We start from the raw sequence: 12,598 nt of genomic DNA, 5'->3' as shown, positions 1-12,598 counted from the left end.
AAAAGAGAAGACGCACTGGGAGGAAGTATGACTTTGCATCAGTCGATTGATGCTCGCGGCGCATTGCTGAGCATTGAGGGCGTCACATTGCAATACAAGACCGAGGATGCGCTGGTTACAGCCACACATCGCGTCGATTTTCAGGTTTTTCAATCCGATCGCTTTGTCCTGCTTGGACCATCAGGTTGCGGCAAGTCGACCTTGCTGAAGGCAATTGGCGGCTATCTCACGCCAACTGAAGGCCAGATAAAACTCAAGGGCAAGGAAGTTACGGAACCCGGCCCTGATCGCATGATGGTGTTTCAGGAGTTCGACCAACTTCTGCCGTGGAAAACGGTTGGCGAGAACGTTGTCTTCGCGCTTACTTCAAGCGGTCGTGCAAAGCCAGCGGAAGCCCGCGAGCGCGCACGCAATTACATCGACAAGGTGGGTCTCACAAAATTCATCGACAGCTATCCTCACATGTTGTCTGGCGGCATGAAGCAGCGTGTCGCCATTGCGCGCGGCATGGCTATGGAGCCGGATGTGCTTCTTATGGACGAACCGTTTGCTGCGCTCGACGCTCTGACGCGCCGCAAGATGCAGGATGAGCTGCTGCAGCTGTGGGACGATACGCATTTTACGGTTCTGTTCGTCACACACTCCATCGAAGAGGCAATCCGCATCGGGACGCGCATTTTGCTGCTTTCGCCCCATCCGGGGCAGGTCAAGGCCGAGCTGAACAGCATACCCCCCAGCGAACTTGGAACTGGTACGCAGGCAGCTCTCGAAACCCGCATCAACGACATGTTGTTTGCCAGCTGAGATCGGATTAGACGATGACCGAAGTTCTCTACACACGACCGGAAATTCTGCGTGGCGACAGCAAGAAGGATTTTCTGCAGGTCGAAAAGACGCTTTCCGGCTTTGAACGCATCTACCGTATCGGCGCGGTGCGAAAGGCGTTTATCCTGCTCGTTCTGGCTATCGCCTGGGAGATGTATGGCCGCTGGCTTGGTAATCCCTTGCTGTTTCCGAGTTTTACGCAAACGTTCTCTGCCTTTGTCTCCAATATTGCTGACGGGACCATTCCAGCCAGAACGCTGGCATCCCTGAAAACCCTGCTTATCGGGTATGGCATCGGCATTGTGCTTGCTTCACTTTTGACCACGCTGGCGATTGGGTCGCGCATTGGTGCTGATCTGCTCGAAACCTTGACGTCCATGTTCAATCCTCTTCCGGCTATTGCATTGCTGCCATTGGCGCTGATCTGGTTTGGTCTCGGACAGGGAAGCGTGATCTTTGTTCTTGTGCATTCGGTGCTCTGGGCGATTGCTTTGAATACCCATGCCGGTTTCAAATCCGTATCCAACACGATGCGGATGGTGGGTCTCAATTATGGCCTGCGCGGCCTCAAGCTTGTTCGCCACATCCTGATACCCGCCGCGTTTCCGTCTATCCTGACAGGTTTGAAAGTGGGTTGGGCGTTTGCATGGCGCACGTTGATTGCAGCCGAACTCGTATTCGGGGTGTCCTCGGGTTCGGGTGGTCTTGGCTGGTTCATCTTTGAAAACCGCAACCAGCTTGAAACCGCCAACGTCTTTGCGGGCCTGTTCACCGTTATCCTGATTGGCCTTGCCGTTGAAAACCTGATCTTCGCCACGATTGAAAAGAAGACCATTCGCCGCTGGGGAATGCAGGCTTGACTCTAAACCGCCGGGAGCCGGTATCTATAAAGGGAGGAATACAATGAACATCTTGAAACAATTATGTGCCGCCGCGCTGGGCGTCGGACTTGGATTGGCAGGTGCAGTTGCGCCCGTGCAGGCTGAGGTCAATGAGGTAAGGATTTCCAAAGGCTACGGCATTCTCTACCTGCCGCTGATTGTTATGGAAAATCAGAAGCTGATGGAGAAGCAGGCAGCCAAGGCAGGTCTTGGCGATGTCAAAGTCACATGGCTGATGCTGGACGGCGGAAATGTGATCAATGACGCCATGATGGCGGGTTCGCTCGATTTCGCGGGAACCGGAGCGCCGGGTTTTGTTACCCTGTGGGCAAAGGCCAAGGGGATTCCCAATGTTGAAGTTATCGGCATCAGCGGGCTAAGCGCCACATCGCTCTGGCTCAATTCGAATAATCCTGAGGTCAAAACGCTGAAGGATTTGACGCCCAAGGACAAGATTGCCTTGCCGGGGATCAAGACATCGCTTTCGGCTGTTGTTCTGCAGATGATGGCAGCCCATGAATTTGGGCGTGAGAATTATGCAAAGCTCGACCCCTTGACGGTCAGCCTGCCGCACCCGGAAGCCTTGGCAGCGGTGACGAGTGGCCAGACTGAGATTACATCGCACTTCACATCGCCTCCCTTCTCCTATCTGGAGCTGAAAGACCCGAAAATCCATCGTGTCGTCAATTCGGTTGATGTTATCGGCAATATCACGCTGGATGTTACCTTCGCGCCCAAAAAGTTTGTCGATGCCAATCCGAAAACCACGGATGCATTTCTGGCCGCGCTGGATGAGGCCAATGCTTTCATCGCTGGTAACAAGCAGGCTGCTGCGGAAATCTTTGCCAAGAGTTCAAAGGTAAAGGTATCTGTCGACGAGGTTCTTGAAATGCTGAATGACAAGGACTCGCAATTTTCCACAACACCAAACGGCGTGATGCAGTTTGCCGAATTCATGAACCTTGCCGGTACGATCAAGGTCAAGCCCGCAAGCTGGACCGATCTGTTCATTCCGCAGCTTCATTCCCGTAGCGGTAGCTAATTACACAGCGCCATTACGGACAGAAAACCGAAAGCCGGTTGTTACCATGTGTGACAACCGGCTTTCTCTTATTGCCTGACCCTGTTTCGATAGGAACAGGTGCTGGAATGCATCGGTCACGGAAATGTTTCGCAAGCCATTGAAGGCCAGAGGCAATTTGTTTTGGGTTGTGCTTGCCAGAACCGAACAGGCGGTGGATAAAGCAGCCTGCTTGTTCGAACAGCAAATTCAAAAATCGAAAGTATTTCGGCCATGGTTGATGCGACACACGAATCCGGCGTTTCTGGGCAGCCCCTCAACGTTAGTTTCAGTGCCAAGAATGACCAGGCAACAGTTGTGCTGGCAGGTTCTTGGATCACTCGCTATGTCGGGCGCGTCAATGCGCAGATGCACAAGATCGAGCGCCGGAAAGAGTTCTCAAGTGCGGTCATTGATCTATCGGACGTGGACGCTTTGGATACAGCAGGTGCCTGGCTGGTGGACCGGTTGCGTGTGTCCCTTGAGGGTGCGGGTAAACAGGTGGAAATCCGGGGCTTGAAGAAGCACTGGGAAACTTTGTTTGATGCAGTCGGCAAAACCGCGTCCGCGCCTGCGGATGCCTATGCGGCGCCACACAAGATGAATATCGGGATTCAGATTCTCGATACGATTGGCAGGACAGTTGTCAATTTCGGCGACGATTTTATCAAATCAATGCATGTGTTGGGTGCTGTGGTGACAGGCTCCCAGGTGCGGGCCGGCAAGGGTGGCCCGATCAGGTATCCCGCATTCTTTCATCAGATTGACCGGCTGGGTGTTGGTGCAATTCCGGTCGTGGTCCTTATCTCGTTCATTATGGGCGCGATCGTTGCGCAGCAGGGCGCTTATATGCTCAGCACCTATGGAGCCGAGGCCTATGCGGTCAACCTTGTTGGCGTGCTGGTGCTGCGTGAGACAGGGGTTCTTCTGACCGCAATCATGATTGCCGGTCGCTCGGGTAGTGCGATCACGGCCGAGCTTGGGTCCATGAAGATGCGTGAGGAAGTTGATGCTCTTCACGTCATTGGCCTCAATCCCATCAGCGTGCTGGTATTTCCCCGGCTGGTCGCGTTGAGCATCTCCTTGCCGCTTCTGACGATTATTGCCGATTTCGCCGGGCTTGCAGGTGGTGCTGTTGCCCTATGGCTTTATTCGGACGTGGCACCGGGTATCTACATAGCCAATCTGCGCGATGCCATCAGCGTCCAGTATTTTCTGGCCGGTCTGATCAAGGCGCCTTTTATGGCCATGATCATCGGGACAATTGCTGCGGTTGAAGGCATGAAAGTTGGCGGCAGCGCTGAATCGCTGGGCCTGCGCGTGACCGCATCTGTGGTGAAATCGATTTTCATCGTTATCGTGCTGGACGGCGTTTTTGCCATCTTCTACGCATCCATCGACTTCTGATTTCGCTGTTCTTGGATGACTAGAACTTGCTCGACATATTGAAATTCAAGTTCTGCACCTGATCGTCGTCAACCTTCAGCACGGGTAATTTTTTGAATCCGGTTGACATTGGAGATCAAGTGATGTTGCTTTGTAAAGCGTTTTACTAAACCGCTTTACAAATGGGAATGCGCACGTGATCAAGAAGACAACGCCAAGTCTGAAAGATGTTGCCGCTGCCGCCGGTGTGTCCGTGACCACCGTTTCCCGGCTTGTGAATGGCAGTCTCGATCTGCCGTATCACACCAAAAAGCGTATTGAAGATGCGATCAAGTCGCTCAACTATATGCCTAATCCGCATGCGCGCCGTCTGAGCATGGGGCGCTCGGATACTATCGGTCTGGTTGTTCCGGAAATTGCCAATCCGTTTTTCTCGACCCTGGTGGCTGCCGTGGAGCAGGCGGCCGACGAGCGGAAGCTGGCGGTCTCTTTGCATGCCACGCTCAATCGTCCGGGCCGCGAGATTGAGTATCTGCAGCTGATTGAACGCAATCATGTGGATGGGCTGATCTTCATCACCAATCACCCTGACGATGGGTCACTTGCCAATCTTATCAATCGTTCGGGAAAGGTCATCATCGTCGACGAAGATGTTCCTGGCTCAAAAGCGCCCAAGCTCTTCTGTGACAACGAGAATGGCGGCTATCTTGCCGGTATCCATCTTGCGGAACGGGGACATAGTCATGTCCTTTTCGTAGGCGGTGATGAGCGTATGATCAGCGCACGCCGCCGCTTCGATGGTCTGATGCGTGCGCTGCATGAGCGGCATGGCGATGTGGCAAAGGTTGATCGCTATGCCGGTGAATACACCGTCAAATATGGGCGGGAAGCGGCCCTCAGGTTCCTTGAAGAGCGACATGAGGCAACAGCCATCTTTGCCAGTTCCGACGAAATCGCCATTGGTCTGATCGAGGTTTTCAAGGATAGGAATGTTTCGGTTCCCGATGATGTCTCGATCATTGGCTTCGATGATGTCGGGCCCCTTCACCTCTTTGGGCCTCCGCTGACGGTTGTTCGTCAACCAGTCCGTCAACTCGGTCGCCGCGCGCTGGAACTGCTTTTGGAAACAAACTGGCAGGAGTGGAAGCCTTCCGCCTCGGAAGAACTTCTGCCTGTTGAAATCGTCGTGCGGAACTCCGTTGCTCCGCCTGCGAAATAACAAATGTGACGGTAAAAAAACCAACAGAGGATGAGAACATGACTTTGAATTTGAGCAGGAGAACACTGATCGCTTTGGCTGGCTTCACTGCATTGGGTTGTGCCAGTGCGTCAATGGCCATTGCACAGGAAAAAAAGACAATCGCGCTTGTGCAGATTAACCAGCAGGCACTTTTCTTCAACCAGATGAATCAGGGTGCCCAGAAGGCGGCAGATGCTGCGGGCGTGAAGCTGGTTATCTTCAATTCCAACAACGAACCGACGGCACAGAACAGCGCTATCGAAACCTATATTCAGGAGAAGGTTTCCGGTCTTGCTGTCGTTGCCATTGACGTCAACGGGCTGATGCCTGCCGTCAAGCAGGCTGCCGATGCAGGTATTCCGGTGGTTGCCATTGATGCGATCCTGCCTGATGGCCCGCAGAAGGCGCAGATCGGCGTGGACAATGCCAAAGCTGGCGCTGATATGGGCAAGTTCTTTCTTGATTATGTGAAAACCAATATGGGCGGCAAAGCCAAGATCGGCGTTGTCGGTGCGCTCAATTCCTACATTCAGAACGTCCGTCAGGATGGCTTTGAAAAGACGGTCAAGAGTGCCGAAGGCATTCAGATGGCTGGCGTGGTCGATGGTCAGAACGTACAGGACAATGCCTTGTCTGCCGCAGAAAACCTGATTACAGGCAATCCCGATCTGACCGCTATCTATGCGACAGGCGAACCTGCCTTGATGGGGGCAATTGCTGCCGTGCAAAGTCAGGGCAAGCAGGACACGATCAAGGTGTTTGGCTGGGATCTGACCGCAGAAGCCATTGCTGGTATTGATGCAGGATTTGTCGCCGCCGTTATCCAGCAGGACCCGTCGGCAATGGGCGGCGCCGCTGTCGACGCCCTGCTGAAAGTCTCAGCTGGCCAGAGCGTTGAAAAGAACATTGCTGTTCCCGTAACGATCGTGACCAAGGCGAATGTCGATCCGTACAGGGCCGTTTTCAAATGATTCAGGACGGCCAGCAAAGTTCAGCTGCCGCAAGCGCCGGAGGGGGAAACCTCTCCGGAAGCGCCAGCGGTACGCAATCCGCCCCGCGCATTTCCCTGCGCGGTATACGCAAATCATTCGGCTCGCATCAGGCGCTGCGCGGCGTTGATCTCGATATCTTTCCCGGCGAATGCCTCGGCCTTGTTGGCGACAACGCGGCGGGCAAGTCGACGCTGACAAAGATCATCTCCGGTACTTACATTCCGGATGGCGGCACCATGACCATTGAGGGCGAAGAAGTCCGTTTGTCAGGACCAGCCGATGCGCGTAACAGACATATTGAGATGGTTTTTCAGGATTTGAGCCTGTGTGATCAGATTGACGTTGTCGGGAATCTCTTTCTCGGGCGGGAGCTTAGCAAGGGCATATTCCTCGATAGCAAGACCATGCTGGCAGAAGCGCGCAAAATGCTGGACGCGCTGGAAATCCGTATCCCGAAACTAACCGGCAAGGTGGCCCAGCTCTCCGGTGGACAGCGTCAGGCAATCGCCATTGCCCGTGCCGCATCCTTCAAGCCAAACGTTCTGATCATGGACGAACCTACATCCGCACTTGCCGTGGCCGAAGTCGAAGCAGTGCTTGCCCTGATCAATCGCGTCAAGGCCAACGGTGTTTCCGTGATCCTCATCACGCATCGCCTTCAGGATCTCTTCCGGGTCTGTGATCGTATAGCGGTCATGTATGAGGGCACGAAAGTCGCCGAACGCCAGATCGGCGGGACCAATCTGGAAGACCTCGTGAAACTGATTGTCGGCGAAGGAGCAAGGCAATGACCGTCTATACCGAGCGCGGTCACGGATCGCGCGTTGCCGATTTCTTCGGCGAGCATGCACAGGTTCTGTCCATCGCGATTTTCTTTGCTGCCTGCATGGTCTTTTTCTCTGTTGGCAGTGACACGTTTCTGACCGCGGGAAATATCCTGAATATTGTGCGGCAGGCTGCGCCAATATTGATTGTTGCGATTGCCATGACTTTCGTGATCATCACCGGCGGCATTGACCTGTCGGTTGGCTCGCAAGTGGCTCTTATCAATGCCGTTGCCGCCGTCGTCATGGCGATGGGATATCCTTGGCCATTGGTGGTCGTCGCAATGCTTGTTCTGGGGGGTGGTCTCGGCTTCGCTCAAGGCTGGTTCGTAGCCTATCAGGGCATTCCCGCGTTCATTGTTACACTTGCGGGTCTTTCTATCCTGCGCGGCTATGCGCTCTATCTGACGCAAGGCTATTCCATACCCATTCAGGACGCGCCGGGTTTCTTTGCCCTTGGTCGCGGTGTTGTTGGCGGCATTCCCGTGCCCGCCATCATTGCCGCCGTCGTGGCCGTTCTTGGCTATGTGGCAATCACTGCAACGAAATATGGCCGTCAGGTCGTGGCTGTGGGTTCCAATATGGAGGCGGCCCGGCGTGTCGGCATGCCTGCCAAATGGATCATCGCATCTGTTTACATTATTTCAGGCGTTGCATGTGCCGTCGCCGGACTGCTGATCGCAGCGCGATTGGGATCAGGCTCTTCCAATGCGGCCGTGGGTTTCGAATTGCAGGTTATCGCCGCGGTTGTTCTCGGGGGAACATCGCTCATGGGCGGCCGTGGCACCATTCTTGGAACAGTTCTCGGGACATTGACCATTGCGGTGATCGGTAATGGTCTGATCCTCATGCACATCTCGCCGTTCTTCACCCAGATCGTGACGGGCGCGATTATCCTGATCGCCATCTGGCTGAACACACGGATTTTCACCGCAAACTTTCGCTTCGGCGGTAAGAAGAGGTGACAGCCGTGAGCAATGAACTATCTGAAGGGCATATTCGCTCCGGCAAGGTGATGACCGTCAATGGTCCCATCGCTGCGGATGCGCTCGGCATTACCTTGATGCATGAGCATATTCTCAACGATTGCCGGTGCTGGTGGCATGCGCCCAAAACACCTGAGCGACAATATCTTGCCGGTGGTTTCGTCTGCATCGAAATTCTCGGCGAATTGAAGCAGGACCCCTTTGTCAACAAGCACAACATCACGCTTGATGATGAACCGCTGGCGATTTCAGAACTGCGCGCCTTTGCCATCGAAGGCGGGCAGACGGTGGTGGAGCCGACATGCCGTGGCATTGGCCGCAACCCATTGGCTCTCCGGCGGATCGCGAAGGCCGCAGGTCTCAATGTGGTAATGGGCGCGGGTTATTATCTTGGTTCGTCCCACCCCGATGAAGTTGCTGCGATGACTGTTGAAGATATCGCCAGTGAAATTGTGCGCGAAGCAGTGGAAGGTGTTGACGGAACCGATGTCAAAATCGGCCTCATAGGGGAGATTGGCGTTTCCTCGGACTTCACCACGGAGGAAGAAAAGTCACTGCGTGGCGCTGCACAGGCACAGCTGCGAACGGGACTTCCGCTCATGGTACACTTGCCCGGTTGGTACAGGCTTGGCCACCGCGTTCTTGATATTGTGGAGCAGGAGGGGGCCGATATCAGGCACACTGTTCTCTGCCATATGAACCCCTCGCATGATGATTTTGCCTACCAGAGCGAACTTGCGTCGCGTGGGGCATTCATTGAATACGACATGATTGGCATGGATTATTTCTATGCGGACCAGCAGGTACAATGTCCAAGTGATGAGGAAGCAGCGCGAGCCATCGTGCGTCTGGGGGAAGCCGGTTATCTCGACCGGATTCTTCTGTCTCATGATGTCTTCCTCAAGATGATGCTGACCCGCTATGGCGGCAATGGTTACGCCTATATCCTGCGTCATTTCCTGCCTCGTCTTGAAAGGCATGGCCTCGATAGAGCGGCTCTCGATCAGATGATGCGGGCAAACCCACGCGCCGTCTTTGACGCCGGAACCTGAAGCAAATCCCATTTGAAATGAAAGAGTAATTACCCATGACAAAGAAAGTACTTCTCGTTGGCGAAAGCTGGGTCAGTTCGGCCACCCATTACAAAGGTTTTGACCAATTTGGCAGTGTCACCTTTCATCTGGGGGCAGAGCCGCTGGTCAAGGCATTGGCAGGCAGCGAGTTTGACCTGACCTATATGCCTGCGCATGAAGCGGTTGAAAAATTCCCGTATGAAATGGCGGGTCTGGATGCCTATGACGTCATTATCCTGTCGGATATTGGCGCAAACTCGCTGCTTCTGCCGCCGGATGTCTGGCTGCATTCGCGCACTGTTCCGAACCGGCTCAAGCTCATCAAGGCCTGGGTGGAAAAGGGTGGGGCTCTTCTGATGGTCGGTGGCTATTTCTCCTTTCAGGGCATTGACGGCAAGGCGCGTTGGCGGCGGACGGCTGTCGAAGATGTGCTTCCGGTTACCTGCCTTCCCTATGATGACCGCGTTGAAATCCCCGAGGGTACAACGGCGAAAATTCTCATGGCCGATCATCCTGTCATGGCCGGTCTCAGCGGGGAGTGGCCGGTGCTCCTCGGTGTGAATGAAGTCGAAGTGCGTCAGCACGCAGACGTCGAAGTCATTGCGACTTTGCCTGACGATCAGGGCGGCCACCCGCTTTTGGTTCTTGGACGGTTTGGCAACGGTAACACAGCTGTCTGGACATCCGATATCGGGCCGCATTGGCTTTCACCCGCCTTCTGCGAATGGGCAGGCTACGGCAAGCTTTGGAAGAACATTCTGGCTTGGCTCACGCGCTGATTGCCCGCAGACGCCAACCACTCAAAAAGCATATGAAAGGGAACCACATGCAGGAAATATCGGATCGAAGCTCCAATGCCGTGCAGGAGATTTTCGGCACAAACAAGGTGCTGATAGGGATGATCCATTGCCCGGCTTTCCCCGGCGCACCGCGGTATAACAGGGCGAGTATGGACTCAATCTACGATACCTGCATGCGGGATGCCAAAGCCTGTGTGGAAGGCGGTCTGCATGGGCTGGTTATCGAAAACCACGGTGATATTCCTTTCTCGAAACCCGACGATATCGGCCCGGAGACGACGGGGTTCATGTCCGTCGTCACAGATCGTATTGCCCGCGCTGTTGGTATTCCGCTTGGGATTAACGTGCTGGCCAATGCGCCAATCCCGGCCTTTGCCATTGCCATGGCTGGTGGTGCCAAGTTCATCCGTGTCAATCAGTGGGCCAATGCCTATGTGGCCAATGAAGGCTTTATGGAAGGCCGTGCGGCGGAGGCCATGCGCTACCGCTCAATGCTGCGGGCCGAACATATCAAGGTCTTCGCCGACAGTCATGTGAAGCATGGCAGCCATGCCATTGTGGCGGACCGCACGATCGAAGAATTGACGCGCGATTTGGCATTCTTTGATGCCGATGGCGTCATCGCAACAGGACAACGCACCGGCAATGCCGCGACGATTGAAGAGATCGAAGAAATCGGCTCGGCCACGCATCTGCCGCTATTGGTTGGCTCAGGTGTCAACCGGGACAATATCGTGGAAATTCTCAGCCGCACCAATGGCGTGATTGTCGCCTCGTCATTGAAACATGGTGGTGTCTGGTGGAACCCGGTGGACGTTGAACGGGTCAAGGCATTCCGCGCCGCTGCCGAGCCGGGGCTGGAGCACTAAGCGGATGACAACCGAAAGCCTCTCCGACCGTATACTGCGGGAAAACGCTATTGTTCTCCAGACGATGCTCGACCATCGTTTTGTCAGGGACATCAAAAACGATGCGTTGAGCAAGGATGTGTTTGATCGCTATCTTGTTTATGAGGGTGCTTTCGTTGATACGGCAATTTCCATCTTCGCCTATGCGGCGGCGACGGCGCAAACCATCGAGCAGAAGCGCTGGCTCATTGCTGTTCTTGATGCGCTTGCCAACGAACAGATTGTCTATTTTGAGCGAACTTTCGCACTGCGGTCTATCGATCCATCAGCATTCGACGTGAATATACAGGCGGTTGATGCGTTTTGCTCCGGTATGCTCTGCATTGCAGCCGAGGGCGGGTTTCTGGATATTGTCGCCGCGATGTTTGCGGCGGAATGGATGTACTGGTCGTGGTCCAAGGAGGCATCTGTCTGCCGCATCAGCGATCCCTTGCTCAAGGAGTGGGTTGATCTGCATGTAAGCCAGGGTTTTGCCGAACAGGCCTTATGGCTCAAGCGGCAGCTTGATCTGGCTGGCGAAGGCCTTTCCGAACAGGCATGTTCGCGGTTAAGTAGTATTTTCAGCCACGCGATGCAGCTCGAAATTGATTTTCATGACGCGCCTTATCTTTAGCTTTCCGAGGGTACCCCAATGCGCGCCTATGTAATCGGCAATGTTACCATTGATGAAACAATCGCCGTCGATGCACTGCCCACGTCCGGCGCCTCTATCCTTGGCGAAATTGAAGCGCACGACCTCGGAGGCAAAGGCACCAATCAAGCCGTCGTCATGGCGCGCTGCGGTGTTCAGACGACGTTGGTCGCTCCTGTCGGCAATGATGTTCGGGCAGCAGCAATTCGCGAGCGCCTGCTGGACGAGCCCCTTATTGCCGAACTGGTAGAGCTGGAGGGAAAATCCAGCGACGTTTCCATTATCTTTCGCCTGCCTGATGGTGAAAATGCCATTGTCACAACAACCGGGTCCGCCCAAAGCCTGACTTCATCTGATGTGGCTTCAAAACTGCAAGCCGCTGAACCTGATGATCTTGCGATTCTGCAGGGGAACCTCTCGCACAGGGTGACGCGCGAAATCCTTGAACGGGCCAAGGCTCTTCAGATGGCCACGGCTTTCAACCCATCCCCGCTGCGCCCGTATTTCGCCGATCTCTGGGGCTTGATTGATGTGGTGTTTCTCAATCAGGGAGAGGCGTTGGCCCTGACGGGAACGACGGGTGAGGCGGCAGCTGAATATCTGCTGCAACAAGGCCTGCGTGAAGTTGTTCTGACCCTCGGCAATAAGGGGGCGATCCTCGCGAATGAGCAGGCCATGATTACGGTTCCGGCCCATCCCTCCGTCGTCGTCGATACAACCGGCGCGGGAGATACATTCATGTCCGTTGCCTTGGCGTCATCTGTAAAGCGCAATTGCCGTCTTGACCGGCTGGCGATTGAACATGCGGTAAAGGCCGCAGCCATCACGGTATCAAGAAAGGGGACACAATCCGCTTTCCCAACATCCCAAGAACTTGAGATTCTGCTGGCATCGCGCTGAGCGGTTTTTTTGTAAACGCCAACAATCGGTGTTGGGTAAATCTGCTGCAGCACCGTAGCGGAAAAAGAAATTATTAGGACGGGCACAGGAAT

The 12,598-nt window shown here is 54.6% G+C and carries 13 protein-coding genes; all 13 read left to right on the top strand.

Features of this window, described 5'->3' with window-relative positions; all coding sequences use genetic code 11:
• The first annotated feature begins 27 nt into the window (after window positions 1-27).
• The gene (locus FHW17_RS13825) at window positions 28-804 is read left to right on the top strand and encodes an ABC transporter ATP-binding protein (protein WP_182510120.1); all 777 of its coding nucleotides are present in this window, start codon (window positions 28-30) and stop codon (window positions 802-804) included.
• A 14-nt stretch (window positions 805-818) separates the two neighbouring features.
• On the top strand, window positions 819-1,685 hold the full coding sequence (locus tag FHW17_RS13820) for an ABC transporter permease (RefSeq protein WP_112522472.1): 867 nt from the start codon (window positions 819-821) through the stop codon (window positions 1,683-1,685).
• A 43-nt stretch (window positions 1,686-1,728) separates the two neighbouring features.
• A complete protein-coding gene (locus FHW17_RS13815; RefSeq protein ID WP_112522473.1) occupies window positions 1,729-2,748 on the top strand; it encodes an ABC transporter substrate-binding protein in 1,020 nt (339 codons plus the stop codon).
• Window positions 2,749-3,000: 252 nt separating this feature from the next.
• Window positions 3,001-4,173: an ABC transporter permease gene (locus FHW17_RS13810; protein ID WP_112522474.1), complete on the top strand. Its 1,173-nt coding sequence runs from the start codon at window positions 3,001-3,003 to the stop codon at window positions 4,171-4,173.
• 175 nt (window positions 4,174-4,348) lie between these two features.
• On the top strand, window positions 4,349-5,371 hold the full coding sequence (locus FHW17_RS13805; protein WP_112522475.1) for a LacI family DNA-binding transcriptional regulator: 1,023 nt from the start codon (window positions 4,349-4,351) through the stop codon (window positions 5,369-5,371).
• Between the two features lie 38 nt (window positions 5,372-5,409).
• Complete coding sequence (locus FHW17_RS13800) at window positions 5,410-6,363, top strand: substrate-binding domain-containing protein (RefSeq protein WP_182510119.1); 954 nt, start codon at window positions 5,410-5,412, stop codon at window positions 6,361-6,363.
• Window positions 6,360-7,175 carry an ATP-binding cassette domain-containing protein gene (locus tag FHW17_RS13795; protein WP_112522477.1) on the top strand — a complete coding sequence of 272 codons (816 nt, stop codon included), beginning with the start codon at window positions 6,360-6,362 and terminating at the stop codon, window positions 7,173-7,175. Before FHW17_RS13800 ends, FHW17_RS13795 begins: the two co-directional genes overlap by 4 nt.
• The gene (locus FHW17_RS13790; RefSeq protein ID WP_182510118.1) at window positions 7,172-8,173 is read left to right on the top strand and encodes an ABC transporter permease; all 1,002 of its coding nucleotides are present in this window, start codon (window positions 7,172-7,174) and stop codon (window positions 8,171-8,173) included. Before FHW17_RS13795 ends, FHW17_RS13790 begins: the two co-directional genes overlap by 4 nt.
• A 50-nt stretch (window positions 8,174-8,223) precedes the next feature.
• On the top strand, window positions 8,224-9,246 hold the full coding sequence (locus FHW17_RS13785) for a phosphotriesterase (RefSeq protein WP_182510198.1): 1,023 nt from the start codon (window positions 8,224-8,226) through the stop codon (window positions 9,244-9,246).
• A 35-nt stretch (window positions 9,247-9,281) separates the two neighbouring features.
• Window positions 9,282-10,046 carry a glutamine amidotransferase gene (locus FHW17_RS13780; protein WP_182510117.1) on the top strand — a complete coding sequence of 255 codons (765 nt, stop codon included), beginning with the start codon at window positions 9,282-9,284 and terminating at the stop codon, window positions 10,044-10,046.
• Window positions 10,047-10,093: 47 nt separating this feature from the next.
• Window positions 10,094-10,936, top strand: coding sequence for a BtpA/SgcQ family protein (locus FHW17_RS13775; protein WP_182510116.1), 843 nt, complete (start codon window positions 10,094-10,096; stop codon window positions 10,934-10,936).
• Window positions 10,937-10,940: 4 nt separating this feature from the next.
• Complete coding sequence (locus FHW17_RS13770; RefSeq protein ID WP_182510115.1) at window positions 10,941-11,588, top strand: TenA family protein; 648 nt, start codon at window positions 10,941-10,943, stop codon at window positions 11,586-11,588.
• 18 nt (window positions 11,589-11,606) lie between these two features.
• The gene (locus tag FHW17_RS13765) at window positions 11,607-12,506 is read left to right on the top strand and encodes a ribokinase (protein WP_182510114.1); all 900 of its coding nucleotides are present in this window, start codon (window positions 11,607-11,609) and stop codon (window positions 12,504-12,506) included.
• The last annotated feature ends 92 nt before the right edge of the window (window positions 12,507-12,598 follow it).

Origin of the sequence: Phyllobacterium sp. P30BS-XVII, assembly GCF_014138335.1 — a bacterium.
GTDB lineage: Bacteria > Pseudomonadota > Alphaproteobacteria > Rhizobiales > Rhizobiaceae > Phyllobacterium > Phyllobacterium meliloti.
This window is presented reverse-complemented; position numbering and strand designations above follow the sequence as displayed.

Bases quoted from the DNA above. Each gene is read 5' to 3' on its own strand.
- FHW17_RS13770 (WP_182510115.1), top strand. From the start codon at position 10,941: ATGACAACCGAAAGCCTCTCCGACCGTATACTGCGGGAAAACGCTATT.
- FHW17_RS13820 (WP_112522472.1), top strand. From the start codon at position 819: ATGACCGAAGTTCTCTACACACGACCGGAAATTCTGCGTGGCGACAGC.
- FHW17_RS13795 (WP_112522477.1), top strand. From the start codon at position 6,360: ATGATTCAGGACGGCCAGCAAAGTTCAGCTGCCGCAAGCGCCGGAGGG.
- FHW17_RS13785 (WP_182510198.1), top strand. From the start codon at position 8,224: ATGACCGTCAATGGTCCCATCGCTGCGGATGCGCTCGGCATTACCTTG.
- FHW17_RS13815 (WP_112522473.1), top strand. From the start codon at position 1,729: ATGAACATCTTGAAACAATTATGTGCCGCCGCGCTGGGCGTCGGACTT.
- FHW17_RS13780 (WP_182510117.1), top strand. From the start codon at position 9,282: ATGACAAAGAAAGTACTTCTCGTTGGCGAAAGCTGGGTCAGTTCGGCC.
- FHW17_RS13800 (WP_182510119.1), top strand. From the start codon at position 5,410: ATGACTTTGAATTTGAGCAGGAGAACACTGATCGCTTTGGCTGGCTTC.
- FHW17_RS13775 (WP_182510116.1), top strand. From the start codon at position 10,094: ATGCAGGAAATATCGGATCGAAGCTCCAATGCCGTGCAGGAGATTTTC.
- FHW17_RS13825 (WP_182510120.1), top strand. From the start codon at position 28: ATGACTTTGCATCAGTCGATTGATGCTCGCGGCGCATTGCTGAGCATT.
- FHW17_RS13765 (WP_182510114.1), top strand. From the start codon at position 11,607: ATGCGCGCCTATGTAATCGGCAATGTTACCATTGATGAAACAATCGCC.
- FHW17_RS13810 (WP_112522474.1), top strand. From the start codon at position 3,001: ATGGTTGATGCGACACACGAATCCGGCGTTTCTGGGCAGCCCCTCAAC.
- FHW17_RS13790 (WP_182510118.1), top strand. From the start codon at position 7,172: ATGACCGTCTATACCGAGCGCGGTCACGGATCGCGCGTTGCCGATTTC.